This is a genomic window from Methylorubrum sp. SL192 (assembly GCF_026672325.1).
GTDB lineage: Bacteria > Pseudomonadota > Alphaproteobacteria > Rhizobiales > Beijerinckiaceae > Methylobacterium > Methylobacterium extorquens.
The window spans coordinates 23,126-47,696 of record NZ_JAPPQV010000003.1; the positions used below are offsets into that span (position 1 = coordinate 23,126).

General features: G+C 69.8%; 23 protein-coding genes. 15 read left to right on the forward strand and 8 right to left on the reverse strand.

Annotated features, from left to right (window positions below):
- Positions 1 to 53: 53 nt before the first annotated feature.
- Both cobM and OVA30_RS01135 read left to right on the forward strand, forming a co-directional pair.
- Positions 54 to 854 (forward strand): precorrin-4 C(11)-methyltransferase, encoded by an 801-nt coding sequence (gene cobM / locus OVA30_RS01130; RefSeq protein WP_268174306.1) that lies wholly within the window; start codon positions 54 to 56, stop codon positions 852 to 854.
- A complete protein-coding gene (locus tag OVA30_RS01135) occupies positions 851 to 2,176 on the forward strand; it encodes a cobyrinate a,c-diamide synthase (protein WP_268174307.1) in 1,326 nt (441 codons plus the stop codon). The genes cobM and OVA30_RS01135 overlap by 4 nt, the downstream gene beginning before the upstream one ends.
- A 264-nt stretch (positions 2,177 to 2,440) precedes the next feature.
- On the opposite strand, the gene OVA30_RS01140 is transcribed toward OVA30_RS01135, so the two are convergent.
- On the reverse strand, positions 2,441 to 2,869 hold the full coding sequence (locus OVA30_RS01140) for a helix-turn-helix domain-containing protein (RefSeq protein ID WP_003600443.1): 429 nt from the start codon (positions 2,867 to 2,869) through the stop codon (positions 2,441 to 2,443).
- Between the two features lie 450 nt (positions 2,870 to 3,319).
- Here OVA30_RS01140 and OVA30_RS01145 point away from each other — a divergent pair, with 450 nt between their 5' ends.
- Positions 3,320 to 3,655 (forward strand): antibiotic biosynthesis monooxygenase family protein, encoded by a 336-nt coding sequence (locus OVA30_RS01145; protein WP_268174308.1) that lies wholly within the window; start codon positions 3,320 to 3,322, stop codon positions 3,653 to 3,655.
- Positions 3,656 to 3,782: 127 nt separating this feature from the next.
- On the opposite strand, the gene OVA30_RS01150 is transcribed toward OVA30_RS01145, so the two are convergent.
- Positions 3,783 to 5,030 carry an MFS transporter gene (locus OVA30_RS01150; RefSeq protein ID WP_268174309.1) on the reverse strand — a complete coding sequence of 416 codons (1,248 nt, stop codon included), beginning with the start codon at positions 5,028 to 5,030 and terminating at the stop codon, positions 3,783 to 3,785.
- Positions 5,031 to 5,460: 430 nt separating this feature from the next.
- Between OVA30_RS01150 and OVA30_RS01155 the strand changes: the two genes are divergently transcribed.
- Complete coding sequence (locus OVA30_RS01155) at positions 5,461 to 6,966, forward strand: sugar transferase (protein WP_268174310.1); 1,506 nt, start codon at positions 5,461 to 5,463, stop codon at positions 6,964 to 6,966.
- A gap of 4 nt (positions 6,967 to 6,970) precedes the next feature.
- On the opposite strand, the gene OVA30_RS01160 is transcribed toward OVA30_RS01155, so the two are convergent.
- On the reverse strand, positions 6,971 to 7,576 hold the full coding sequence (locus tag OVA30_RS01160; protein WP_268174311.1) for a Fur family transcriptional regulator: 606 nt from the start codon (positions 7,574 to 7,576) through the stop codon (positions 6,971 to 6,973).
- A gap of 219 nt (positions 7,577 to 7,795) precedes the next feature.
- On the opposite strand from OVA30_RS01160, the gene OVA30_RS01165 reads away from it, so the two are divergent.
- The 5 genes from OVA30_RS01165 (at position 7,796) to OVA30_RS01185 (ending at position 14,903) form a co-directional block, all read left to right on the forward strand.
- Complete coding sequence (locus tag OVA30_RS01165) at positions 7,796 to 7,927, forward strand: hypothetical protein (RefSeq protein WP_003600450.1); 132 nt, start codon at positions 7,796 to 7,798, stop codon at positions 7,925 to 7,927.
- Entirely contained in the window at positions 7,924 to 8,823 is a 900-nt protein-coding gene (gene aztA / locus OVA30_RS01170; protein ID WP_268174312.1) for a zinc ABC transporter ATP-binding protein AztA, read from the forward strand. The genes OVA30_RS01165 and aztA overlap by 4 nt, the downstream gene beginning before the upstream one ends.
- A complete protein-coding gene (locus OVA30_RS01175) occupies positions 8,820 to 9,707 on the forward strand; it encodes a metal ABC transporter permease (RefSeq protein ID WP_015949999.1) in 888 nt (295 codons plus the stop codon). Before aztA ends, OVA30_RS01175 begins: the two co-directional genes overlap by 4 nt.
- A gap of 566 nt (positions 9,708 to 10,273) precedes the next feature.
- Positions 10,274 to 13,795, forward strand: coding sequence for a DNA polymerase III subunit alpha (gene dnaE, locus OVA30_RS01180; protein ID WP_003600454.1), 3,522 nt, complete (start codon positions 10,274 to 10,276; stop codon positions 13,793 to 13,795).
- Positions 13,796 to 14,117: 322 nt separating this feature from the next.
- On the forward strand, positions 14,118 to 14,903 hold the full coding sequence (locus OVA30_RS01185; RefSeq protein WP_015821633.1) for a lytic murein transglycosylase: 786 nt from the start codon (positions 14,118 to 14,120) through the stop codon (positions 14,901 to 14,903).
- Between the two features lie 118 nt (positions 14,904 to 15,021).
- On the opposite strand, the gene OVA30_RS01190 is transcribed toward OVA30_RS01185, so the two are convergent.
- Complete coding sequence (locus tag OVA30_RS01190; protein ID WP_268174314.1) at positions 15,022 to 15,717, reverse strand: gamma-glutamylcyclotransferase; 696 nt, start codon at positions 15,715 to 15,717, stop codon at positions 15,022 to 15,024.
- A 244-nt stretch (positions 15,718 to 15,961) separates the two neighbouring features.
- Entirely contained in the window at positions 15,962 to 16,354 is a 393-nt protein-coding gene (locus OVA30_RS01195) for a hypothetical protein (protein WP_268174315.1), read from the reverse strand.
- Positions 16,355 to 16,482: 128 nt separating this feature from the next.
- Here OVA30_RS01195 and recO point away from each other — a divergent pair, with 128 nt between their 5' ends.
- Together recO and parC are read left to right on the forward strand one after the other, a co-directional pair.
- Positions 16,483 to 17,223 (forward strand): DNA repair protein RecO, encoded by a 741-nt coding sequence (gene recO, locus OVA30_RS01200; RefSeq protein WP_056458137.1) that lies wholly within the window; start codon positions 16,483 to 16,485, stop codon positions 17,221 to 17,223.
- Positions 17,224 to 17,344: 121 nt separating this feature from the next.
- Positions 17,345 to 19,591 (forward strand): DNA topoisomerase IV subunit A, encoded by a 2,247-nt coding sequence (parC, locus tag OVA30_RS01205; RefSeq protein WP_268174316.1) that lies wholly within the window; start codon positions 17,345 to 17,347, stop codon positions 19,589 to 19,591.
- Between the two features lie 76 nt (positions 19,592 to 19,667).
- Here parC and infA read toward each other — a convergent pair whose 3' ends face one another.
- A complete protein-coding gene (gene infA, locus OVA30_RS01210; RefSeq protein ID WP_003600463.1) occupies positions 19,668 to 19,943 on the reverse strand; it encodes a translation initiation factor IF-1 in 276 nt (91 codons plus the stop codon).
- 317 nt (positions 19,944 to 20,260) lie between these two features.
- The gene (locus OVA30_RS01215) at positions 20,261 to 21,373 is read right to left on the reverse strand and encodes a branched-chain amino acid ABC transporter substrate-binding protein (RefSeq protein ID WP_326493601.1); all 1,113 of its coding nucleotides are present in this window, start codon (positions 21,371 to 21,373) and stop codon (positions 20,261 to 20,263) included.
- Positions 21,374 to 21,542: 169 nt separating this feature from the next.
- Between OVA30_RS01215 and OVA30_RS01220 the strand changes: the two genes are divergently transcribed.
- From OVA30_RS01220 to OVA30_RS01235, 4 genes are all read left to right on the forward strand, one after another.
- Entirely contained in the window at positions 21,543 to 21,866 is a 324-nt protein-coding gene (locus OVA30_RS01220; protein WP_012452917.1) for an XdhC family protein, read from the forward strand.
- Positions 21,867 to 22,089: 223 nt separating this feature from the next.
- On the forward strand, positions 22,090 to 22,806 hold the full coding sequence (locus OVA30_RS01225) for an XdhC family protein (protein ID WP_268174320.1): 717 nt from the start codon (positions 22,090 to 22,092) through the stop codon (positions 22,804 to 22,806).
- Between the two features lie 4 nt (positions 22,807 to 22,810).
- Positions 22,811 to 23,821: a molybdopterin-binding protein gene (locus OVA30_RS01230; protein ID WP_268174321.1), complete on the forward strand. Its 1,011-nt coding sequence runs from the start codon at positions 22,811 to 22,813 to the stop codon at positions 23,819 to 23,821.
- On the forward strand, positions 23,808 to 24,401 hold the full coding sequence (locus OVA30_RS01235) for a nucleotidyltransferase family protein (protein WP_268174322.1): 594 nt from the start codon (positions 23,808 to 23,810) through the stop codon (positions 24,399 to 24,401). The genes OVA30_RS01230 and OVA30_RS01235 overlap by 14 nt, the downstream gene beginning before the upstream one ends.
- An 8-nt stretch (positions 24,402 to 24,409) precedes the next feature.
- On the opposite strand, the gene OVA30_RS01240 is transcribed toward OVA30_RS01235, so the two are convergent.
- Positions 24,410 to 24,571, reverse strand: a complete 162-nt coding sequence (locus OVA30_RS01240; RefSeq protein ID WP_268174323.1) for a DUF2256 domain-containing protein — start codon at positions 24,569 to 24,571, stop codon at positions 24,410 to 24,412.

Here is a 24,571-nt window from a genome sequence, read left to right on the forward strand (position 1 = left end):
ACCTCGGCCATCGTCTCTCCCCAACGGGCGTCCCGATGCTGTAAGCGGGCGTCATGACCGTCCATTTCATCGGCGCCGGGCCGGGCGCCGCCGACCTCATCACCGTGCGCGGCCGCGACCGGATCGCCGCTTGCCCCGTCTGCCTCTATGCGGGCTCGCTGGTGGCGCCCGAGATCCTGTCGTGGTGCCCGGAGGGCGCACGCATCGTCGACACCGCGCCGCTCGATCTCGATGCGATCATGGACGAGATCGGACGCGCGCACGCCGCCGGCCAGGACGTGGCGCGGCTGCATTCCGGCGATCTCTCGGTTTGGAGCGCGCTGGCCGAGCAGACCCGCCGGCTCGACGCGCTGGGCATCCCCTACACCGTCACGCCGGGCGTTCCCTCCTTCGCCGCCGCCGCCGCCCTGCTGCGGCGCGAGCTGACCGTGCCGGGGCTGACGCAATCGGTGGTGCTCACCCGCACCTCGGGCCGGGCGAGCCCGATGCCGGAGCGCGAACAGCTCTCCGCCTTCGCGGCCACCGGAGCGACCCTGGCGCTGCATCTCTCGATCCACGTGGTCGAGCCGACCTGCGCCAGTCTCGTCCCGTTCTATGGGCCGGATTGCCCCGCCGCGGTGGTGTTCCGCGCGACCTGGCCCGACGAGCGGGTGCTGACCGGGACGCTGACGACCCTCCCCGCCTGCGTCCAAGCGGAGAAGATCGAGCGCACCGCCCTGATCCTGGTGGGACCGGCGCTCGACCCGTCGGATTTTCGCGAGAGCGCGCTCTACGCCCCCGATTACGACCGCCGCTTCCGCCCCCGCGGCGCGGTCGGCGCCCCTGGCGCACCATCGGACGAGGCCGCATCGTGACCCCCGCCCCCGGCCTCCTCGTCGCGGCGCCGCGCTCCGGCTCCGGCAAAACCACGGTGACGCTCGCGCTGATGCGGGCCTTGCGCCGCCGGGGCGTAGCGATCCGCGGCGCGAAATGCGGGCCGGACTACATCGACCCCGCTTTCCATGAGGCGGCGACGGGCCTGCCCAGCCTCAACCTCGACAGCTTCGCCATGCCGGACGCGCTGCTCGATGCCTGCGCGGGCCTGAGCGCGAGCGAGGCCGATCTCGTCATCGCCGAGGGCTCGATGGGCCTGCATGACGGTATCGTCGCGGGCGAGGGCCGCACCGGCGCCAACGCCGACATTGCCGCGCGCTACGGCTGGCCGGTGGTTCTGGTGCTCGACGTGTCGGGTGCCGCGCAATCGGCGGCGGCCGTGGCGCTCGGCTGCGCGGCCTACGATTCGCGGATCCGGCTCGCGGGCGTGATTCTGAACAAGGTTGCGAGCCCGCGCCACCGCCGCCTCGTCGAGGCAGGGCTGTCGCGAGTCGGCCTGCCGGTGCTCGGCGCCTTCCCGCGCGAGGCGAGCCTCGTCCTGCCCGAGCGCCATCTCGGCCTCGTCCAGGCCGGCGAGACCGCCGATCTCTACGCCCGCCTCGACCGGCTCGCCGATCTCGCGGAAAGCTCCCTCGACCTCGACGCGATTCTTGCCGTGGCCGGCGGGCACGCCCCCGTCGCCACCGACGGCCTGCCGAGGCCGCCGGCGCAGCGGATCGCGGTGGCGCGGGATGCCGCCTTCTCGTTCCTCTATCCGCACATGCTGGCCGGCTGGCGCGCAGCCGGCGCCGAGATCGTGCCGTTCTCGCCGCTGGCCGACGAGGCGCCGGGGGCCGATTGCGACGCCTGCTGGCTGCCCGGCGGCTACCCCGAACTGCATGCGGGCCGGCTCGCAGCAGCGCAAAGCTTCCTCAGCGGCTTACGCGACTTCGCGCAGACGCGGCCGGTCCATGGCGAGTGCGGCGGCTACATGGTTCTGGGCGAGAGCCTGGAGGATGCGGACGGGCTCACCCATCCGATGTGCGGGCTGCTGCCGGTCGCGACCTCGTATCGGCGGCGCAAGCTCCATCTCGGCTACCGCGTCGCGCATCTCCTCGACGACGGGCTGCTCGGCACCGCCGGCACGCGCCTCGTCGGGCACGAGTTCCACTACGCGAGCGAACTCACGCCGGCGCCGGGGGACGACCTCGCGCTGGCGCGGGTGACGGATGCGGAAGGGGTGCCGCTCGGCCTCGCCGGCCACCGCCGGGGCCGCGTCACGGGCAGCTTCTTCCACCTGATCGCCGGGACGGCCGAAGCGTGATGCGCCTCTCGGCCCTGGTTTCGACCCGCATTCTTTCGACGAACCGGTGACCCCTTCGTCGGAAAACGCTCAAGCGGCGATGTTGGCATCGCCGCCCCGTCGAAGCATGGATCGCACGGAACCCGTGTCGCTCTTCCGAACGTCGGCAGAGCGCGCTCGGGGTGATGGGCTCTTCGACGTCGAGGCGATGCTGGTTCGGCGAGGGAGGGCACAGGGCAAGCCATGTCCGCGGCAAGCCGTCCGCGACAGGCCGCCCCGATGCCTTCAGGTCGGACGCGTCTCGACGGCGTCGACGACGACTTCCGGGTCTTTCTTGCGGCCGAGGCGGGCGGCGCTGCGCACGATCGCCAGAACCTCGCGGCGCATCTGATCGTCCTCGATCGTCGCGAAGGCCCGCAGCAGATCGACGGCCCCGTGCGCGCGCAGGAAGCCGAACACCTCGGTCTGCTCCTGGGCGGCGGCGCCATCGCCTTCCTCGAAGAAGGCGGAGACCGGGACCTCGAGCAGCCGGGCGATCTCACGCAGGCGCCCGGCGCCAACGCGATTCTGGCCCTTCTCGTATTTTTGAACCTGCTGGAAGGTCACACCCACCGCGGTCCCGAGCGCGGTCTGGCTCAAGCCGCGTGCCTTGCGCAACGCGGTGATCCGGAGCCCGACGAGGCGGTCGACATCGGTTGTCTGTTTCGGCATCATCTTACGGCACGGTCCCTGTTCGATGTCGCGGACCGACCCAAGGACCTTAGGTCGGCAGCGCTTGAGCCTTTGCCAGCGTCTTCGGTCATCTCGAAACGCTTCTACTACCGGGTCAGGTCAGACAGATGCGTTTTAGAGGCAGCCGTATCGCAGTGGTTTAGCCTAGCTGCAGCATCACCATGAAGTGCATACACAATGCAAGAGCCTACCTGTTGCCAGATGAAAGTTTTCGGTTTTCCGGCAAGTTTCTGTTCACCGAACGTTCCTGCGGCAAAAACGGCAACTCCATCCGGAGTTTGGTGGGATTTCTCACGAATTCGCTGAGGTAGGCCCCTGCAAACCACAGGCGGTGCGGCGGGGCCTGTCTCAGCCTACGAGCGAGACTACGTAGAGTCATCATATTCGAGCGGTCGTGTTGGGCCGGCTCGCTCAGATCGGGAGCGTCACGGCATGTTCATCGCAATGAACCGGTTCAAGGTCGTCAAGGAATCGGCTGAGGATTTCGAGCAGGTTTGGCTCGGACGCGACAGTCATCTCGGCGAGATGGAAGGCTTCGTGGAGTTCCACATGCTCAAGGGGCCGGAGGCCGAGGACTACATCCTCTACGCCTCGCACACGGTCTGGCGCTCGCGCGCCGATTTCGAGGCGTGGACCCGCTCGGAACAGTTCCGCAAGGCGCATGGCCGGGTGCCCGGCACCAAGCCGCTCTATCTCGGCCACCCGCAATTCGAGGGCTTCGAGTCGATCCAGACCCTCGCCCGGCCGCAGAACGAGCAGGCCGCCTGACCGCCTGCCCCGAAAGCCTTGTCCCGGACATCGGATCCGGGGCGAGGCACCCAGGCGTTGCCCTCGTCCCGTGTTCGGACAATCGACCGAGGGTGCCGCAAGGCGATGCTCCGGTCCGGCTGAGGCATTACCGCAGCCGCGGCAGGAACACCGCCATCAGCCCGAGCGCCGGGAGGAAGGCGCAGAGATCGTAGACCCGCTCGATGCCGACATGGTCGGCCATCTCCCCGAGCAGCGCGGCGCCGAGACCGCCCATGCCGAAGGCGAAGCCGAAGAACAGGCCGCCGACGAGCCCGATCCGGCCCGGCAACAATTCCTGTGCATAGACCAGGATCGCCGGCATGGCGGACGCCAGAATCAGTCCGATCGGCACCGAGAGAATCACCGTCCAGAACAGATTCACGTGCGGCAGGGCGAGCGAGAACGGCAGCACGCCGAGAATCGAGATCCAGATCACGAGCTTGCGCCCGAATCGGTCACCGATGGGGCCGCCGAGAATCGTCCCCGCCGCCACCGCTCCGAGGAAGACAAACAGGTAGACCTGCGCGAGCGCCACCGGCACGCCGAAGCGGTGAATCAAGTAGAACGTGTAGTAAGACGAAAAGCTCGCCATGTAGAAGTATTTGGAGAAGATCAGCCCCAGCAGGATCGCGATCGTCGCCACAATCCGCACCCGGCTGAGGTGGCCGGAGGCGGCGCCCGTGCTCTTCCCTGCGGTTCGCGGCGTCGTGGCGAGCCGCTGCGCGTACCAGCGGCCGACCGTGCCGAGCACGAGGATGCCGGCAAGCGCGGCGAGGCAGAACCACGCGACGCTGCCCTGGCCATGCGGCACCACGACGAAGGCGGCGAGCAACGGCCCGAGTGCCGTGCCGGCATTGCCGCCGACCTGGAACACCGATTGCGCCAGACCGTAACGGCCGCCGGAGGCGAGCCGCGCCACCCGGCTCGCCTCGGGATGGAAGATGGCGGAGCCGAGCCCGATCAGCGCCGCGGCGGCGAGCAGGGCCCCGTAGGCCGACGCCACCGACAACAGGGCGAGCCCGGCCAGCGACAGCACCATGCCGATGGCCAGCGAGTAGGGCAGCGGGCGCCGGTCGGTGTAGAGGCCGACCGCCGGCTGGAGCAGTGAGGCCGTCCCCTGGAACACGAAGGTGATGAGGCCGATCTGCCCGAAATCGAGGTGGAAGCCTGCCTTGAGCAGGGGATAGAGCGCCGGCAGAAGCGACTGCACGAGATCGTTGAGGAGATGCGAGAGGCTGAGGCCCAGGAGCACCGCCAGGGCCGTGGAGGCTTGTCCGCGCGCTTGGGACGGTGTCGTCGCGGCGACCTCGGGCGGGCCGGGCAACCCTGGATTCTCAATCGCTTCGGCTCTCATGCCGCACTCCGTCCGAAGGGCGCTCCGCACCGATAACCGGACGGCCCTCCCGCATTGCTTTGTTCAAGAAATAAGCGCTGATCTTTCAAGGCCTCGCACCGCGATGCCACCGATTCTCTCGTAGAAAACGCGTCTTTCGTTTCACACCGGCCTCCGATCGCATCCAACGGGATCGGTCGGGGGCCGGTCTGCGTTCGGCCCGCGCACCGCGACGGGTCCAGCCCGCCGGAGGATCGGTCCAGGGACCGCTCATCCGGAAGGCCGGGCTTTCGTCCGTCGGCTCGTATCTCAGTCCCGTTTGGCCCGAGCAATGGCACCGGCACGCATCCGGTGCGCGGCTTGCGCGGGGAGCCGCAGAACCGGGCGCGGCGGCCGAAAACGTCCCGCGTCGGGACACTTCACCGCCCCAGGGCAGCACAGCGCGGGACATATGTTTCACGAGCGCCCCCCTCAGCAGTACCAGCGGCTGCCCGGCGACGGGGTAAGCCGCTCCGTCTGGGCCTCGCTTCTGCCGAGGCGGCGGCGCATGGCCCTGCGCGTGGGCATCTCGGCCTCGCTGCTGGCGGCTGATCTCGTGGCGATCTTCGCGGTCGGCTTCGCGGCGGACGTGGCCTACCACGCCTATATCGGCGACGGGGAGTTGATCCCGCTCACGAACAGCATGAACCTTCAGACGGCCGGCTTCCTGTCTCTGATCTTCGTGCTCACCAACCTCGCCCGAGGCGAGTACAGCATCGAGCGCTGCCTGTCGCAGACGCCGCATCTGCAGCGCCGGGCGACGCTCTGGCTCATGGCCTGGGCGGTCGCCCTGCTGGTCGGCTTCGCGACGAAGACGACTCAGGACTTCTCCCGCGTCGCCTCGGTCGCCTTTTTCGTCGCCGGCCTGCCCGTCACGATCCTCGTCCGCGCGGGGACGGTGGCCATGGTACGCCGCAGCAGCACCTCCGGCTCGCCCTCCGCCAGCCGCGTCCACCTCGTCGGCTACGAGGAGGACGTGACGAACTTCTACGCCAACAACGATGTCGAGGCGCTGGGATTGCGCATCGTCGGGACGAGCTACCTGCGCCGTCCCGAACCCGCCTCCGGCACGGGGAACGCGGAGACCCTGCTCGCCGAGGATCTCGACCTCGCGGTCTCGGTGGTGCGGTTCCTGCGGCCCGACGACGTGTTCGTGCTGGTGCCGTGGTCGGAGCCCGCCGACATCGAGCGCTGCATCGACGCCTTCCTGCGGGTGCCGGCCGCCCTGCACCTGCGGCCTGGCACGATGATGGACCGCTTTCCTGACCTGCAGGTCGCCCGGGTCGGCCGGCTCTCGGGCATCAATATCGGCCGCCGTCCGCTCTCGGTCGGCGAGATCCTGCTCAAGCGCGCCTTCGACGTGACGCTGGCCGGGATCGGGCTGCTGCTGCTCGCGCCGCTCTTCGTCGCGCTCGCGGTGCTGATCAAGCTCGACAGCCCCGGCCCGGTCTTCTTCCGGCAGCGGCGCTACGGCTTCAACCAGGAGGCCTTCGGCGTCTTCAAGTTCCGCAGCATGAAGGCTGCCCCCGACGCCCCCTTCCGGCAGGCCTCGCGCAACGACGAGCGCATCACCCGGATCGGCGCCCTGCTACGCCGGACCAACCTCGACGAGCTGCCGCAGCTCCTGAACGTGATCCGGGGCGACATGTCGCTCGTCGGCCCCCGCCCGCACGCGCTGGCGCATGACCGCAGCTTCGAGCGCCGCATCGCCCTCTACGCCCGCCGCCACAACGTGAAGCCGGGCATCACCGGCTGGGCGCAGGTGAACGGCTTTCGCGGTGAGACCCTGACCGACGCGGCGATGGAGAGCCGCGTCCAGGCCGATCTGCACTACATCGACAACTGGTCGCTCTGGCTCGACATCACGATCCTGTTCCGGACGATCGCCTCGCCGCGCGCCTACCGCAACGCGTGCTGACCCGCTACGCGCGGCTCGCCTCGTCCGGCAGCGCGTCCCCGCGCCCGCGGCAAGCGCCGCACTCCCCCTCGACCTCCAGAATCCGGCTCGTCGGGGTGAAGCCGGCCCCGGCCAACGTCTGGTCGAGGGCGCTCTCGACCGCCGGGGCGGTCATCTCATCGATGCCGCCGCAGGTGCGGCAGATCAGGAAGACGAGGCCCACCCCCGCGCCGTGCTCGTGCCCGCACGAGACGAAGGCGTTGCGGCTGGAGATGCGGTGGACGAAGCCCTGCTCGGTGAGGAAATCGAGCGCGCGGTAGACCGACACCGCCGCGACCCGGCGCCCGGGGGCGCTCATCCGCTCGGCGATGTCGTAGGCGCCGAGCGGCTTGTGCTCCGCCGCCACCGCCGCGAGCACGTCCCGCCGCAGCCGCGTGAATTGCAAGGCGCGCGCCTGGCAGAGCCGCTCCGCCCGCTCGATCACGTCCTCGACCGAGTGGGCATGCCCATCGCAGGCGGACGCGCCATGACCGTGATGGTCGTGCGCGTGCCCATCGCCGTGGTTGCCGTCGCCTTGGCCCTCGCCTTGGCCCTCGCCTTGGCCGTGCTGCTGCTGCGCGTGACCGCGCATCCCGACCTCCCCGGTCTCGGCGCCCGGTGTCGCCGCTTATCATCGCCGCTTGAATCGACACTCGGCACGGGCCGATTGAACTCGGTCCATGTTACAGTGTATCAGCCCGACCAAGATAGGCGTCCGGCTGCAATCGGGCAACGAGGCGGGCAACGGCGCGGGCCGCGATAATCCCGGCCTCCGCGACACCGCCCGCGCCGGTCCATCCTCGGAGATCCCATGACCCGTGCCGGCGGGACCGTCCGCCTCCCGCGCCGCTCGCTGTTCCGCAGCGGAGTCGGCCCACGTCTCGCGGCCGCCCTCATCCTGTCGAGCCTGCTCTGGGCCGTGATCCTGTGGGCCAAATCGTGAGCGGCGAGGCCGCGCGCGCCGGCGCGATCCGATTCCAGGGCCTGACGCTCGGCTACGACCGGCATCCGGCGGTTCACCATCTCGACGGCACCATCGCGCCCGGCGACCTGCTCGCCGTGGTCGGGCCGAACGGTGCGGGCAAGTCGACCCTGCTGAAGGGCATCGTCGGCGAGATCCGCCCGCTCGACGGAAGCGTCGAGGCGGGGCCGCGCTCCGGCGCCATCGCCTACCTGCCCCAGGCCGCAGAGATCGACCGCAGCTTCCCCCTGAGCGTTCTCGACCTCGTGGCGATGGGGCTGTGGCGCCCGCTCGGCGCGTGGCGCAGCCTCACCCGCCAGCGGAGCCGCCTGATCGAGGCGCTCGCGGCGGTCGGGCTCAACGGCTTCGAGGACCGGCCGATCGGCACCCTTTCCGGCGGACAGTTCCAGCGTGCCCTGTTCGCCCGGCTGATCCTGCAGGATGCGCGGATCATCCTGCTCGACGAGCCCTTCACCGGCATCGACGAGCGCACCACCGCCGACCTGCTCACCCTGATCCGCGGCTGGCACCGCGAGGGCCGCACCGTGGTCGCGGCCCTGCACGACCTCGCCCAGGTGCGCACGCATTTCGCCTCGACCCTCGTTCTCGCCCGCCGGCCCATCGCCTGGGGGCCGACGCGCGAGGTGCTGACGCCGCCGGTGCTGGCCCGGGCGCTGCGCCTGTCGGAGGCCTGGGACGAGGCCGCCGCGATCTGCCGCCATGACGCGCACGAGCATGACGCGCACGCGGCGCATCACGAGAGCGCCGGCTCCGCGCAGACGCACGGCCATGCCCCGCACGACCACAACCACGATCATCATGAGCCCGGCCATCATGATCACGACCATGGCCGCGCGCATCACGGGGCCGTCTCGTGACGTTTGCCGATTGTCTTGATTTCCTGATCGGCCCCTTCGTCGAGTTCGGCTTCATGCGCCGGGCGCTGGCCGGGTGCCTCGCGCTGTCCCTGTCGGCACCGCCGCTCGGAGTCTTCCTGATGCTGCGCCGGATGAGCCTGATGAGCGAGGCGATGAGCCACGCGATCCTGCCCGGCGCCGCCGCAGGCTTCCTCGTCGCCGGGCTGTCGCTGCCGGCGATGACGCTGGGCGGGCTCGTGGCCGGGCTCGCGGTGGCGCTGGCCGCCGGGCTCGTCACCCGCTCGACCGTGCTGAAGGAGGATGCGAGTCTGGCCGCCTTCTACCTGATCTCGCTGGCGGGCGGGGTGTTCCTCGTGTCTTTGCGCGGTTCGCAGGTCGATTTGCTGCACATCCTGTTCGGCACCGTGCTGGCGCTCGACGACGACGCGCTCACGCTGCTCGGGGGCATCGCCAGCCTGACGCTGGTCGCGCTCGCCCTGCTCTACCGCCCGCTGGTGATCGAGTGCGTCGATCCGCTGTTCCTGCGCACGGTCAGCCGTGCCGGCGGCCCGGTGCACTCCGCCTTCCTCGCGCTCGTGGTGGTCAACCTCGTCGGCGGCTTCCAGGCGCTCGGCACGCTGCTGGCGGTCGGCCTGATGCTGCTACCGGCGATCACCGCCCGGTTCTGGGCCGCCGACCTGTCGGGCCTGATCCCCGTGGCGATGCTGGTCTCGATGATCTCCAGCGTGACCGGCCTACTCGTCTCCTACCACGCCGGCATCCGGCTCCCGACGGGACCGGCGATCGTGCTGGCGGCGGGCGCGCTCTACCTCGTTTCGATGCTGGTCGGCCCCCGTGGCGGCCTGATCCACCGCCTCGTCCGGCGGCGTCACCTGGAGGCGTGAGGCGAAGCGCTCCGGGGTGCCGGACTGTTGGGCGTGGCCGCGGCCCGGGATCGATTCCGCCTCACCTCGACGGAAGGATGCGCCCCGCAGAGCGAAGGCAGCGACCGGCTGCGTGACCGGGCGTTGCGGCGTCCGCCGGCGGCCACCGTGGCACCGGCAACACATCGTTCACCATTCCAACGCGTGGTTCGATCCCGAGGCTTTACACAGAACAAAGCAGGAACAAAGATCACTCCATCAACAGGGAGTGGAAGCGATGACCAAGCGTGTGCTCTTCACCAGCCTCGTCGAGTTCACTGCCTTTGGCCTGCTCTTCGGAGCGGTCGCGCTCTGGGCGGTAGCCTTGGCGCCGATTCATTAAAGGTCCGCGTTCGAGCGCGGTTTGTTCCGGTGTCGGCTGCGTTGCTCACAGGAAAAGGTGACGGACAGGCGGTTTCCGCCCGCCTCGTCCATCCGTTCGGCGTCAAGCTCGAAGAACGGTGGATATCGCCTGCGGTGCGGCGCCTTGGTGACAGACTCGGAAGGCATGGAGCGGCGATCTTAGCGGGCTCCGAGCAGGGTCCTCCATGGCGCGCACACTCAAAGAGGTCGGCTTCGTCCACCTCCATGTCCACTCGTCCTACTCGCTGCTCGAAGGCGGGGTGAAGGCGGGTGATCTCGTCAAGGCGGCCGCGGCCGACCGGCAGCCCGCGCTCGCGCTCACCGACACCAACAACCTGTTCGGGGCGCTGGAATTCTCCGAATACGCCGCCAAGGCGGGGATCCAGCCGATCGCGGGCCTGCAGCTCACGATCTGCTTCGAGGCGCCGGACCCGATGGCGCGCCTGCCCCAGGCCGGCTGCGCCAACATCGTGCTGCTCGCCCAGGACGAGACCGGCTACGGCAACCTGCTGCGTCTGGGCAGCCGGGCGCATTTCGACGGTCCGCTCGGCGCCGCGCCCAACCTCGCCGTCTCGGCGCTGGAGGGCAACGTCGAGGGGCTGATCGGTCTCACCGGCGGGCTCTCGGGGCCGCTCGACACCAGCCTGCGTGCCGGCCGCGTCGATCAGGCCGCGCGCCGCCTGGAGATCCTGAAAGGGGCGTTCGGCGAGGAGCATCTCTACGTCGAGATCCAGCGCCACGGCCTCGACGATGAGCGCGCCGTCGAGCGCGAATTGCTGCGGCTCGCGGACACGAACGGTCTCGGCATCGTCGCCACCAACGAGCCGTTCTTCGCCAAGCCCGGCGATTACGACGCGCACGACGCGCTGCTCGCCATCGCGGAGGGCCGCCTCGTCTCCGACGAGCGCCGCCGCCGGCTCACCCCGCGCCACGCCTTCACCACGCGCGCCGCGATGATGGAGCTGTTCCGCGATCTGCCGGACGCGCTCTCGGCCTCCGTCGAGATCGCCATGCGCTGCTCTTACCGGGCGCGAACCCGCAAACCGATCCTGCCGAACTTCGCCAGCGTCGCCGCGGGCGAGGCGCCGCCCATGGCCGACGCACTGGCCGAAGCCGCCGAGACGCCGGTTCAGGCGGTGGCCGCCGACGAGCCGACCGAGCTGTGCCGACAGGCCGAGGCCGGGCTGGAGCTGCGCTTGAAGCAGCACGGCACCGCGCCGGGCTTCACGGAGGAGGATTACCGCGCGCGGCTGAAGTTCGAGCTCGACGTCATCGTCAAGATGAAGTTCCCGGGCTACTTCCTGATCGTCTCGGACTTCATCAAGTGGGCCAAGGACCACGACATTCCCGTGGGGCCGGGCCGCGGCTCGGGTGCGGGCTCACTGGTGGCGTGGTCGCTCCTCATCACCGACCTCGACCCGCTGCGCTTCGGCCTGCTGTTCGAGCGCTTCCTCAACCCCGAACGCGTCTCGATGCCGGACTTCGACATCGACTTCTGCGTCGAGGGCCGCGAACGGGTGATCCGCTACGTGCAGCAGCGCTACGGCGAGCGGCAGGTCGGGCAGATCATCACCTTCGGTACGCTGCTCGCCCGCGGCGTGCTGCGCGACGTCGGCCGCGTGCTGGAAATGCCCTACGGGCAGGTCGACAAGCTAACGAAGCTCGTACCCCAGAACCCGGCCAACCCCGTGACGCTGGCGCAAGCCATCGAGGGCGAGCCCAAGCTGCAGCAGGCGATCGAGGAGGAGCCGATCGTCGCCCGCCTCATCGAGATCTCGAAGAAGCTGGAGGGCCTGCACCGCCACGCCTCGACCCACGCCGCCGGCGTGGTGATCGGCGACCGCCCCCTCGAAGAGCTGGTGCCGCTCTACCGAGACCCGAAGACGGGCATGCGGGTGACCCAGTTCAACATGAAGTGGGTCGAGCAGGCCGGCCTCGTGAAGTTCGACTTCCTCGGCCTCAAGACGCTCACCATGCTGCGGTGCTGCACGGATCTGCTCAAGCAGCGCGGCATCGAGGTCGATCTCGCCCAGATCCCCCTCGACGATAAGAAGACCTACGAGCCGATGGGCCGCGGCGAGACCGTCGCGGTGTTCCAAGTGGAATCCGCCGGCATGCGCAAGGCGCTCTGCGAGATGCAGGCCGACCGCCTGGAGGACATCATCGCGCTGGTGGCGCTCTACCGGCCGGGCCCGATGGCCAACATCCCGGTCTATTGCGAGCGCAAGCTCGGGCGTGACGCCGGCAACGAGGCGAGCTGGTACTCGCACCCGATGCTGGAGCCGATCCTGAAGGAGACCTTCGGGATCATCGTCTACCAAGAGCAGGTGATGGAGGTCGCCAAGGTTCTCGCCGGCTACACGCTGGGCGAGGCCGACATGCTCCGCCGTGCCATGGGTAAGAAGATCAAGGCGGAGATGGACGCCCAGCGCGACCGCTTCGTGAAGGGCTGCACCGAGAACGGCCTGACCAAGGCCAAGGCCGACGAGATCTTCGACCTGCTGGCCAAGTTCGCCGATTACGGCTTCAACAAGTCCCACGCGGCCGCCTACGCGCTGGTGACCTACCAGACCGCCTATCTGAAGGCGAACCATCCGGTCGAGTTCCTGGCCGCGGCCATGACCCTCGACATCGACAACACCGACAAGCTCGCCGAATTCCGACAGGACGCACAGCGCCTGAAGATCACGGTCGAGCCCCCGTCGGTGAACACCTCGGGCGTGGTGTTCGACGTGCGGGAGGGGCGCATCCTCTACGCGCTCGCCGCGATCAAGGGCGTCGGCCGCTCGGCGGTGGAGTCGATCGTGGCCGCGCGCGGCGACAAGCCGTTCAAGGACCTCGCCTGCTTCGCCCGGCGCCTGAACCCGCGCCACGTCAACAAGCGCACGCTGGAAAACCTGATCGCGGCCGGCGCGCTCGACTGCATCGAGCCCGATCGCGCGCGGGCCTGGGCCGCGGTCGAGCCGATGATGAAGATGGCCCAGGGTGCGGCCGAGGCCGAGACCTCGGGCATCACCGACATGTTCGGCGGCGTCGCCTCGGTGGATGTGGCTTTACGCATCCCGCCGCACGAGTTCTGGACGCATACCGACAAGCTCAAGCGCGAATGCGACGCCATCGGCTTCTTCCTCTCGGGCCATCCGCTCGACGAGTACGGGCCGATCCTCGAAAAGCTGCGGGTCCAGTCCTGGGCCGATTTCTGCCGGGCGGTGCGGGCGGGCACGGCCAGCGTCGGGCGGATCGCCGCCTCGGTGCTCGACCGCTCGGAGCGCCGCACGAAGAGCGGCAACAAGCTCGGCATCGTCATCCTCTCGGATCAGACCGGCCACTTCGAGGCGATCATCTTCTCCGAGGGGCTGAACCAGTACCGCGACATCCTCGAGCCCGGCCGCCCGCTGGTGCTGACGATCCAGGCCAACCTGGAGGGCGAGGACGTGCGCGCCCGCATCACCACCGCCGAACCGCTCGATCAGGCCGCCGCCCGCCACCAGAAGGGCATGCGCATCTTCCTGCGCGACGACCGCGCCTTGAGTTCGGTGCAGCAGCGCCTGACCCTGCGCGGCGAGGGCGAAGTTTCGCTGATCCTCATCCTCGATGGCGGCGAGCGCGAGGTCGAGGTGCGGCTGAAGGATCGCTACCAGGCGACCCCGCAGGTCGCGGGTGCGCTGCGTGCCGTGCCGGGGGTGGTGCAGGTCGAGGTGAACTGAGTGTCTCTCACAAGACGCCCGCTGCACCGCCCTGCCCCGAGGGAAGACGATCGGTGATCGGGCGTTTCGTGAGGCATTCCGAGCGGGATCGGCTGCAATCTGCCGGTAACCAATCCAATCATGTCCGCAGGATAGTGGCGTTGCAGGGCCTTTCGTGCCTCACCGCCGCCACAGCTCGGTGATTCTGCCAAGGTATGGTTCGTCCGAACTCAAGGTAACGGGCGTGGGCTCCGATGGTTGGGGCTCGCCCGGTGCCGCGCAACGGCCGAAGCCCTGTGATTGCCGCGGCGCCGCGTGAGGCCGCCGCCTGATGGAGTGTGGAATGACCGGACACGGTTTGAGAATGGTTGCCGTCGCCGCCCTGATGGGGCTGGCCGGCACGGCGCAGGCGGCGCAGTGCGGCAACAATGCCGCCGGCTTCGAGGCCTGGAAGGACGAGTTCGCCGCCGAGGCCAAGGGCCGGGCGAGCCCGGCCTCGCTCGCGGCACTCGCCAACACGTCCTACTCCACCGCGACCATCTCGGCCGATCGCGGCCAGAAGAGCTTCAAGCTCTCGCTCGACCAGTTCCTGGCCAAGCGCGGCGGCAACACCATCGTCTCTCGCGGGCGCGCCCTCAAAGCGCAGAACGCCGCGCTGTTCGCCTCGATCGAGCAGCGCTACGGCGTGCCGCCGGGCCCGCTCCTGGCGATCTGGGGCATGGAGACCGGCTTCGGTGCGGTGAAGGGCAACGTCAACACCCTCTCGGCGGTGGCGACGCTGGCCTACGATTGCCGCCGCTCGGCCTACTTCACCGATCAGCTCTACGCGGCGCTCAAGCTCGTCGATAGCGGCGTGCTGACCCCCGCCACCCGCGGTGCGGCCCATGGCGAAGTCGGCCACACCCAGTTCCTGCCCAAGAACGTCCTGACCTACGGCGTCGGCGGCAGCCTCGACAGCGCGCCGGTCGCGCTGAACTCCACCGCCAACTTCCTGAAGGGTCACGGCTGGCAGCGCGGCGCGGGCTACCAGCCCGGCGAGCCGAACTTCGCCGCGATCCAGGGCTGGAACGCCGCCGGCGTCTACCAGCGCGCCATCGCGCTCCTCGGCGCGCGGATCGACGGGCAGTAGTCTTCTTGCACGTCCGTCAGGGCGAGCGGGGCGAAGCCGTCCAGCCGCGGCGTGCCCGGTCCGGCACGCTCGCGCCCTGGATCGCTGACGCCTCGCCTCGCAATGACGGAGGCGAGAACTACGCGCAGGCCGCGCGCCGCTCCCGCAGGCGCTCGGCCACGAGCGCCTGGAGCGACCACAGGTGCCGGTCGTGGATGCCGAGTCGGGCGCAGGCCTCCACGGTGCGGAGCAGATACTCGGCGCTCGGGCCGAGATGCCCGCAGGCCGTTGCGATCTTGTCCGCGATCTCGGCATCCGAGAGGCGGCCGGTGTAGCGGTCACTCTGCCGGTTCACCATGAAGGTCAGCGCCGTGACCGGCCCGTCCGACGTCTCCACTGAGACCCAGCGGCCCTCGTAGCCCTTGCCCTTCATCTCCCGCCGCCAGACCGGCATCAGGATGGCATGCGGGTCGGCATCGTCCAGGCGGAAGGCGACGCCGCGGCAGATCCCGCCCCGGTCGAGTCCCAGCACGAAGCCCGGATTCTCCGGCGTGCCGCGAAAGCGCCGCTGCAACAGGCAGAACCGGCGGTGCCAGCCCCGCAGCGTGCCGAGCCGCTGCTCGGTAAAGGCGAATTCCGGGTTCCACAGCAGCGAGCCGTAGGCGAACACCCACAGCCCGCCCTCGGGGGAAGCGCGGCGCGCCAGCATCGCCGCGAGTTCGGGCGCAAGGTCAGCGTCCGAGAGCAGCGTCAGTGCGGTCTCATCATCGGGGACGGTGTCGGGATGGGCACGGGCGATGAGGTCGCGGGAAAGCGACAGGGGACGGGAAGCCATTGCGCTTGAGCGGATCACTTTTGGGGGCGTGAGCGCAACCCCGGTGCCACCGCCTGTTCGGTCGTCTCCCAACGGCCCTCATGCTGAGGTGCCGCGCCAGCCACCTCGAAGCACGCCGCGACGCTTCAGCTGAACCGGCTCCGTGGGATCGGCCGTTCCGGCATGCTTTGAGGCCGAGCTGTCGCTCGGCACCTCGGCAGGAGGCGCGATGAGTTCGCCCATGCGGCACAGGTTGACAATCGTCTCAGCTGACGGGCGAATCCAGCTCCGCAAACGGCTCGCTACGGTGCCCCTCGCAGGTCTCCTCCTCGTCGCGCAGGACGGTGAGGGCGCCGCCCTCCTCCCGCACCACGAGCTTGGGCCGCTCCGGCTTGCCGAAGGTGCGTCCGCTCATCCGGGTCGAGACGCAGTAGAGCCGGCGCCCGCCATCCTCGAACGGGCCGGCGATCCGGCTATGTGCGAACCGCACCGGGATCAGCGAGACCGAGCCGAAGGCGACCTGCCGCAGGGCCAGCGCGGCGATCCGCTCGCGGACCGTGTCGGTGGAGGCGGAGGGCGAAGGCGGGCCGGCGGTCGCGGTGCAGCCGCCGACCGCGAGGACCATCGCCAGCACCACCCCGCCGCGCCGCCCGACCATCGACGAATCTCCCTTTGCGGGAAAAGCGTAGCGGTTTCGATCAGGGCGGGAAATGGATTCGCGATCGCCACCCGATTTCGGCGTGCAAAGCAGTCCCGCTCCGGCATCGGAATGATTATCTCTCTCCCATGCAATGGATCGACGATGGCCTGGTGATCGGCCTGCGCAAGCACGGCGAGACCGGGGTCGTGCTCGAACTGATGACGCCGGAGCACGGGCGCCATCTCGGGCTCGTCCATGGCGGGCGCTCGCGGCGGATGCAGCCGATGCTCCAGCCCGGCAACACGCTTCGCGCGACGTGGCGGGCGCGGCTCGACGGGGCGCTCGGCGCCTACGCGGTCGAGCCGCTGACCCTGAACGCCTCGCGGCTGATGGATTCGGGTCTCGCGCTCTACGGTGTTGCGCATCTCTCGGCGCTGCTGCGGCTCCTGCCCGAGCGCGATCCGCATCCGGCGCTCTACGAGGCGGCGCAGATCCTGATCGCCCATCTCGACGACCCTGAGATCGCCCCCGCGCTGATGGTGCGGTTCGAACTGGCGCTGCTCGCCGGGCTCGGCTTCGGCCTCGACCTCTCGCATTGCGCGGCCACGGGCGCCAACGATGCCCTAGTCTACGTCTCGCCGAAGAGCGGGCGCGCGGTCAGCGCCTCGGCCGGCGAGCCTTTCCGCGATCGCCTGCTGCCGCTTCCACCCTTCCTGCGCGACCGCGACCAGCCCGGCAGCGGCTGGCGCACGCCCGACACCCACGACGTTCGGGAGGGGTTTACCTTGACGGGGTATTTCCTCGAACAGCATGTCTGGCGCCCGCGGGCGCAAGACACGCCGCAGGAACGCGCACGATTCGTCGCACTCGGCACTGGCCAGAGTTGACCGTGTTCGTGTTATGTTCTGGTGCGTTTCGAAAGGCGCCGTGACCCGTCAAGACGGGAAGCGGTGGCGGACGCCGACGCAGGGTCGGCGCCCGGACTGAACTGACGATGTGGAGTGAGTGATGGGCCAGCCCGTCCTGCCGCCGCCAAGCGACGGCATCGAGAGCGTCGAGCTGAAGACGGCGCTGGAGGAGCGCTACTATGCCTATGCGCTCTCCACGATCATGCAGCGCGCGCTGCCCGATGCCCGTGATGGGCTGAAACCCGTGCACCGGCGCATCCTCTACGGCATGCGCCTGCTGCGGCTCGACCCGACCTCGGCCTTCAAGAAGTGCGCGAAGATCGTCGGCGACGTGATGGGTGACTTCCACCCGCACGGCGACCAAGCGATCTACGACGCGCTGGTGCGCCTCTCCCAGGATTTCGCCCAGCGCTACCCGCTGGTCGACGGCCAGGGGAATTTCGGCAACATCGATGGCGACGGTCCGGCGGCCTACCGCTACACCGAGGCGCGGCTGACGGAAGTCGCCCGCCTGCTGCTCGACGGGATCGACGAGGACACGGTCGATTTCCGCGCCTCCTATAACGGCGAGAAGGAGGAGCCGATCGTCCTGCCGGCGGCCTTTCCGAACCTGCTCGCCAACGGCAGCCAGGGCATCGCGGTCGGCATGGCGACCTCGATCCCGCCGCACAACGCCGCCGAACTCTGCGACGCGGCGCTCTACCTGATCCAGAACCGCGAGGCGACCTCCGAGCAGCTCTGCACCTTCGTGCAGGGGCCGGACTTTCCCACCGGCGGCATCCTGATCGACTCAGCCGAGAGCATCCGCGAGGCCTACCGCACCGGCCGCGGCGGGTTCCGGGTCCGCGCGCGCTGGGCCAAGGAGGATCTCGGCCGCGGCACCTGGAACATCGTCGTCACCGAGATTCCCTACGGCGTGCCGAAGGCCCGCCTCATCGAGAAACTCGCCGACCTGCTTCAGGAGAAGAAGCTGCCGCTGCTCGCCGATGTGCGCGACGAATCGGCGGAGGATGTGCGCGTCGTGCTGGAGCCGCGCTCGCGCTCGGTCGATCCGGTGATGCTGATGGAGTCGCTGTTCCGGCTCTCCGAGCTGGAATCGCGGATTCCGCTGAACCTCAACGTCCTCGTCGGCGGCGTCGTGCCCCGGGTCATCGGTCTCGCCGAGTGCCTGCGCGAGTGGGTCGATCACCGCCGCGTCGTGCTCCAGCGACGCTCGAGCTACCGCCTCGGCCAGATCGAGCGCCGCCTCGAAATCCTCGGCGGCCTGCTCATCGTCTATCTCGACCTCGACGAGGTGATCCGCATCATCCGTGAGGAGGACGAGCCGAAGGCCGCCCTGATGGCCCGGTTCGACCTCACCGAGGTCCAGGCCAACGCGATCCTCGACACACGCCTGCGCTCCCTGCGCAAGCTCGAAGAGATGGAGCTGAAGCGCGAGTTCGAGGCGCTAACCGCGGAGAAGGAGGGGATCGAGGGGTTGCTGGCCTCCGAGAAGCTCCAATGGACCGAGATCACCAAGCAGATCCGCGCGGTGAAGAAGACCTTCGGGCCCGAGACCAAACTCGGCAAGCGTCGCACCACCCTGGAGAATCCGCCCGACACCGCCGGGATCGACTTCACCGCCGCCATGGTCGAGCGCGAGCCGATCACGGTGATCCTGTCCGAGAAGGGCTGGATCCGCGCCTTGAAGGGGCACGTCGCCGATCTCTCGGGCGTCACCTTCAAGGGTGACGACACCCTCAAGGTCGCCTTCCTCAGCGAGACCACAGCAAAAATCCTGCTGCTCGCCTCGAACGGCAAGGTCTTCACCATCGAGGCCTCGAAGCTGCCCGGCGGGCGCGGCTTCGGCGATCCGGTGCGGCTGATGGTCGATCTCGACGACGGCACCGAGATCGTCGCGGCGTTGCCCTACAAGCCGGAGAGCAAGCTGCTCGTCGGCGGCTCGGACGGGCGCGGCTTCATCGCGCCCTCCGACGCGCTGGTCGCCAACACCCGGAAGGGCAAGGCGATCCTCGGCCTCGACGAGGGGACGCGCGCGGTGCTGCTGGTGCCGGCCGAGGGCGACCACGTCGCCATCTGCTCATCCGACAAGCTGATGCTGGTCTTCCCGGCTTCCGAAGTCACAGAACTCGGCCGCGGCAAGGGCGTGCGCCTGCAGCGCTGCCGCCAGAGCCAGCTTGCGGATGCCTGCGTCTTCACGCTGGCGGAAGGTCTGCCCTGGCGCGACGGCTCGGGTCAGGCGCGGCTGGCCAATGCGGGCATGCTGGAGAAGTGGATGGGCCACCGGTCCGATGCCGGCACGCTGATGACCCGCAGCTTCCCGAAATTTGAGCGGTTCGGGAAGTAATTTTTGGGACTTTCGGGCGGTGCCCTGTGGGGCGCCGCTCGGCAAGCTCGATCGAACCGAAAGGGGTTCGACGCCGTTAGCGGCGACGGAACTGCTGGCCGCCGCGCTGGGGCGGACGCGGACCGGAACGCTCGTCCTTGTGACGGAACACGAGGCGGCCCTTCTCCAGATCGTAGGGCGACATCTCGACGGTGACGCGGTCGCCGGCCAGGGTCTTGATGCGGTTCTTCTTCATCTTGCCGGCCGTGTAGGCGACGATCTCGTGACCCTGGTCCAGCTGCACGCGGTAGCGCGCGTCCGGCAGGATCTCGACGACCAAGCCGTCGAACTGCATCAATTCCTCTTTTGCCATACATCTATCTCCGGCCGGGCTGCCTGCACGGGGCGCTCCGGCAAAATCAAAAAATCGGTCTATCGTGCGAAACGCGCGGCGCTGCGGGTCCGATCCGCTCGGGACGAGAGGCGTCAGCGATGCCGGGCGTCGGGTGCCTTTCGCGAAACTCCCGGATCGGGGAGTCCTCCCTCCGGCCGGACAAGCGGCACGACGGGTGTTTCGCGAAGGGCACCAATCCTGCGACTTAAGCGTCGGACGCGGTTTGTGCAAGAATATCCGCCACGCAAGGTCCGCTTAACCTCAACGCCGGGTGGAATTTTGCGGCCTCCGCCGGCTCATGGCGTGACGTCGTTGCCGGCAAAGTCGAGCCGCCCGTCGGGAAGCCGGCGCCATGCGCTGACCGAGAACGGCGGCTTCACGAGATCGCCGCCTGCGTCGAACGCCACCTCGCCGAGCACCGTCCGCACGGTGGCGCCGCCATGCAGGAAGGCCGCGACCTTGGCCGGCTCGTCCGAGCGCGCGCCCTCGATCCCCTGCCGCACGACCTCGACCGCCGCGTAGGCCGGGCCTGCGAACATCTCGGCCTCCGCACTCCGCGGTGTCTTGGCGCCCCTCGGCTCGGGCAGGCGGGGCGGCGCGGGCGCCACCGTCATCAGCGTGCCCTCGGCGCCGGGAACCTGCGAAAAGTCCCTATCGAGCAGCCCGTCGCTGCCGATCACCTGCGTCGACAGGCCGGCCTCGCGCATCGCCCGGATCAGCGCTCCGGCCGGGGCCGACAGACCGCCGAAATAGATCGCCTCGATCCCGAGCGCCCGCAGCTTGGCGACGAGCGCCGCGATCTCGCGGTCGTCGCGCGAGACGCCCTCGAACAGGCGCTCCTGCCCGCCGCGGGCCTTGAGGGCGCGGGCGGCCTCGTCGGCGAGCCCGCGACCGAAGCTGGTCTTGTCGTGGACGATGGCAACCAACTTGCCGCGGAACCGCTCGGCGAGCAGCGTGCCGCCGAGCGCGCCCTGCTGCGCGTCGCTGCCCGCGAGGCGGAACAGCAGGCCGGCGCCGCGGCGGGTCAGCGGGGCCCAGGTCGCACCGGGGGTGACCGAGACGATGCCGGCCTCCTCATAGACCGAACTGGCCGCGGCGGCGGCGCCCGAGGTGAGCGGGCCGATGACGAAGCGCACGCCGCTGCCGGCGAACTTGCGCGCGACCGCCACCGCCTGTTTCGGGTCGGCGGCATCGTCCTGCACCACGAGCTGGAGCTTGCGCCCCATCACCCCGCCGGTGCGATTGATCTCGGCGACCGCCTGCTCGGCGCCGAGCCGTGCCCCTTGGCCGAACCCGGCATCCGGCCCGCTCAACGGCGCGGCGAGCCCGATCTTCAGCGGCTCGGCGGCGCCGACGGGGCCTGCGAGCGTCAGGACGAGAAAGGTTGCCAACGCGCTCCGCTTCGACACACCAAGCTCCCGTCCGGCCGCCGGAAAATTCCGAGACCTTGATGAAGTCCACCCGATGGCGTTGCAAGCGCCACGGTTGGCCGCATTGCGGAACGCGCCGACAGGCCTACCTCTCCGGTAACGGGACGGTCGGGGGCGGCGGAACCGGTAGTTTCAGGACGTGAACCCCATGCTCTCCACCGAGGACGACATCCTGCGCGCCGCCGAGGGCTGGCGACGCGAGGGCCGCGCGGTCGCGCTCGCCACCGTGATCGAGACCTGGGGCTCGGCGCCGCGCCCGGTCGGTAGCCATCTCGTCATCGACGGTGACAGCCGCTTCCTCGGCTCGGTCTCCGGCGGTTGCGTCGAAGGCGAGGTCATCACCGAGGCGCTCGACGTGATCGAGGACGGGCGCCCGCGCACCCTGGAATTCGGCGTCGCCGACGAGACCGCGTGGCGGGCCGGCCTCTCCTGCGGCGGCCGCATCCGCGTCTTCGTCGAACGCATCGACTGAGCCCTACGCGCCTGCGCCGATCCCACCCACCGCCTCATCCTGAGGTGCCGCAGCGAAGCGGAGGCCTCGAAGGATCCTCCAGAGGCCGCGCGATCCCTGGAAGATCCTTCGAGGCCGCTTCGCGGCACCTCAGGATGAGGACGTGAGTTGGAACGAAGGCCGCGTGGCTCCGCCGTTTCTTCGAGCCGAAACCCGACTTGCTCTATCGCTTCCCGAGACCCCCATGCGCCTCGACACCCTGTCGGCCCTCAACGCGGAGCGCGCGGCGCGCCGCCCGGCCCTGATCGTCACCGATCCCGCGGATGGCGGTCAGCGCCTCGTGCGCGCCGCCGAGATCGACGCCGACCCGCTTGCCCCCCTGCTGCGCGAGCGCCTGCGCAGCGGCCGCAGCGGCCTCGATGAGGGGCCGGACGGGCGCCCGGTCTTCGTCGCCGTCCACGTCCCGCCGGTGCGCTTCGTCGTCATCGGCGCCGTGCACATTTCCCAGGCGCTGGTGCCGCTCGCGAGCCAGCTCGGCCTCGACCTCACGGTGATCGATCCACGCACGGCCTTCGCCAGCCCGGAGCGGTTTCCCGGCGTGCGCCTGATCGCGGAATGGCCGGACAAGGCACTCGCCGAGATCGGCCCGCTCGACGCCTACACGGCTTTGGCTGCGCTCACCCACGATCCGAAGATTGACGACCCCGCCCTCGTCGCGGCCCTGCACGCGGACTGCGCCTATATCGGCGCGCTGGGCTCGCGAAAGACCCATGCCCGGCGCGTCGAGCGGCTGAAGGAGGCGAGGTTCGACGAAGCAGCAATCGGCCGGATTCACGCGCCGATCGGGCTCGACATCGGCGCGGTCTCGCCCGCGGAAATCGCGCTGTCGATCCTCGCCCAGCTCGTCGCGACCCTGCGCCAGGATCGCATCAAAGGCCCCAACGCGGCGGCGGGACGCTGAGCCCATGCAGTTCGGACCCGTAGCGACCCGCGACAGCGCGGGGCTCATCGCCGCCCATACCGTGCGCGCCGAGGGCGCGAGCCTGAAGAAGGGCCGGCCGATCCCCGCCGAGGAGGCCCTACGGCTCGCCGAATCCGGCATCCCCGAGATTCTGGCCGTCCGGCTCGATCCCGGCGATGTCGGCGAGGATGCGGCGGCAGCTCGCCTCGCCCAGCATCTCGCCGGGGCGGGCCTGCGCGCGGAAGCTCCGTTCACCGGGCGCTGCAATTTGTTCGCGCAAGCCGCGGGCCTGTTCGTGGTCGAGCCGGCCGGCATCGACGCCGTCAACGCCGTGGACGAGGCGATCACGGTGGCGACCCTGCCGGCCTTCCGGCCGGTGGCGGCGGGCGAGATGGTCGCGACGGTGAAGATCATCCCCTACGCGGTCGCCGCCGCGCCGCTGGAGCGGGCGCTCGCCGCCGCCGACGCGCCGCCGATGCGGCTCGCGCCCTATCGTCTGGAACGGATTGGCGTCGTCTCGACCCTGCTGCCCGGCCTGAAGCCGGCAACCGTCACCAAAACCCTGCGCGTTCTCGCCGACCGGCTGGCGCCGACGGGGGCGCGGATCGTCGCCGAGACCCGCGTGCGGCACGAGGCCGGCGCGGTCGCGGGCGCCATCGCCGGGGCGGCGGCGGAGGGGGCGGAGCTGGTCGTGGTGTTCGGCGCCTCGGCCATCGCCGACCGGCGCGATGTGATTCCGGCCGGGCTGGAGGCGGCGGGCGGCCGGGTCGAGCAGTTCGGCATGCCGGTCGATCCCGGCAACCTGCTCCTGCTCGGCGCCCTCGGCGCCGTGCCGGTGATCGGCGCGCCGGGCTGCGCCCGCTCGCCCAAGGAGAACGGCTTCGACTTCGTCCTCCACCGCCTGCTCGCGGGGCTTCCCGTGACGCGGGCCGATATCGTACGCCTCGGCGTCGGCGGCCTGCTCACCGAGATCCCCCTGCGCGGTCAACCGAGGTCGGGCGGTGACGGGGTCTGAGCCGCGCATCGGCGCGGTAATCCTCGCCGCCGGCCTCGGCTCCCGCTTCGGGCAGGCCGCGAAGATGCTCGCGCCCTATGCCGGCCGGCCGATGGTGCGTCGCGCCGCCGAAGCCGCCCTGGCCTCGCGCGCCGGGCCGGTCGTCGCGGTGCTCGGCGCCCATGCCGAGGCGGTGCGAGCCGCCCTGGCCGGGCTCGAATTGAGGCTGGTCGAGAACCCCGACCCCGCCGCCGGCCTCTCGACCTCGCTGCGTCTCGGCCTCGCCGCCCTGCCGCCGAAGACCGAGGCGGCGGTGGTGCTGCTCGGCGACATGCCGCGGATCGGGCCGGCGCATATCGATGCGCTGATCGCAGCCTATACCGAAGCGACGCCACGCCCCTCGGCCGTGGTGCCGGTGTGCGATGGGCGCCGCGGCAATCCGGTTCTGCTCGACCTCGCCCGCCTCGGTGCCGACCTCGCCGCGCTGACCGGCGATCGTGGGGCCGGCCCGATCCTGAAGCGGCGCGGCGACGTGCTGGAGTTGCCGGCCGATCCGGCGGTGATCTTCGACGTCGACACCCCGGAGGCACTGGAGGGCTGAGGTAGGATTCAGCTCTTGCGAGGCTCGCGCTTCGCCTCCGTCCGGCAGCGGTCGGAGCAGTAGCGCACCTCGTCCCAGACCCGCTCCCACTTCTTGCGCCACGCGAAGGGACGGCCGCACTGGGCGCACATCTTCTGAGGGAGATCGCCCTTACGGCGCATCGGCGGCAT

What these genes read in the sequence shown, in the direction of transcription:
- OVA30_RS01150 (WP_268174309.1), bottom strand. Translation starts at nt 5,030, where the DNA reads ATGAGAGCCGAAGCGATTGAGAATCCAGGGTTGCCCGGCCCGCCCGAG.
- OVA30_RS01220 (WP_012452917.1), top strand. Translation starts at nt 21,543, where the DNA reads ATGCTCTCCACCGAGGACGACATCCTGCGCGCCGCCGAGGGCTGGCGA.
- OVA30_RS01160 (WP_268174311.1), bottom strand. Translation starts at nt 7,576, where the DNA reads ATGCGCGGTCACGCGCAGCAGCAGCACGGCCAAGGCGAGGGCCAAGGC.
- OVA30_RS01185 (WP_015821633.1), top strand. Translation starts at nt 14,118, where the DNA reads ATGACCGGACACGGTTTGAGAATGGTTGCCGTCGCCGCCCTGATGGGG.
- OVA30_RS01190 (WP_268174314.1), bottom strand. Translation starts at nt 15,717, where the DNA reads ATGGCTTCCCGTCCCCTGTCGCTTTCCCGCGACCTCATCGCCCGTGCC.
- OVA30_RS01140 (WP_003600443.1), bottom strand. Translation starts at nt 2,869, where the DNA reads ATGATGCCGAAACAGACAACCGATGTCGACCGCCTCGTCGGGCTCCGG.
- cobM (WP_268174306.1), top strand. Translation starts at nt 54, where the DNA reads ATGACCGTCCATTTCATCGGCGCCGGGCCGGGCGCCGCCGACCTCATC.
- recO (WP_056458137.1), top strand. Translation starts at nt 16,483, where the DNA reads ATGCAATGGATCGACGATGGCCTGGTGATCGGCCTGCGCAAGCACGGC.
- parC (WP_268174316.1), top strand. Translation starts at nt 17,345, where the DNA reads ATGGGCCAGCCCGTCCTGCCGCCGCCAAGCGACGGCATCGAGAGCGTC.
- dnaE (WP_003600454.1), top strand. Translation starts at nt 10,274, where the DNA reads ATGGCGCGCACACTCAAAGAGGTCGGCTTCGTCCACCTCCATGTCCAC.
- OVA30_RS01195 (WP_268174315.1), bottom strand. Translation starts at nt 16,354, where the DNA reads ATGGTCGGGCGGCGCGGCGGGGTGGTGCTGGCGATGGTCCTCGCGGTC.
- OVA30_RS01165 (WP_003600450.1), top strand. Translation starts at nt 7,796, where the DNA reads ATGACCCGTGCCGGCGGGACCGTCCGCCTCCCGCGCCGCTCGCTGTTC.
- OVA30_RS01225 (WP_268174320.1), top strand. Translation starts at nt 22,090, where the DNA reads ATGCGCCTCGACACCCTGTCGGCCCTCAACGCGGAGCGCGCGGCGCGC.
- OVA30_RS01240 (WP_268174323.1), bottom strand. Translation starts at nt 24,571, where the DNA reads ATGCCGCCGATGCGCCGTAAGGGCGATCTCCCTCAGAAGATGTGCGCC.
- infA (WP_003600463.1), bottom strand. Translation starts at nt 19,943, where the DNA reads ATGGCAAAAGAGGAATTGATGCAGTTCGACGGCTTGGTCGTCGAGATC.
- OVA30_RS01155 (WP_268174310.1), top strand. Translation starts at nt 5,461, where the DNA reads ATGTTTCACGAGCGCCCCCCTCAGCAGTACCAGCGGCTGCCCGGCGAC.
- OVA30_RS01230 (WP_268174321.1), top strand. Translation starts at nt 22,811, where the DNA reads ATGCAGTTCGGACCCGTAGCGACCCGCGACAGCGCGGGGCTCATCGCC.
- OVA30_RS01145 (WP_268174308.1), top strand. Translation starts at nt 3,320, where the DNA reads ATGTTCATCGCAATGAACCGGTTCAAGGTCGTCAAGGAATCGGCTGAG.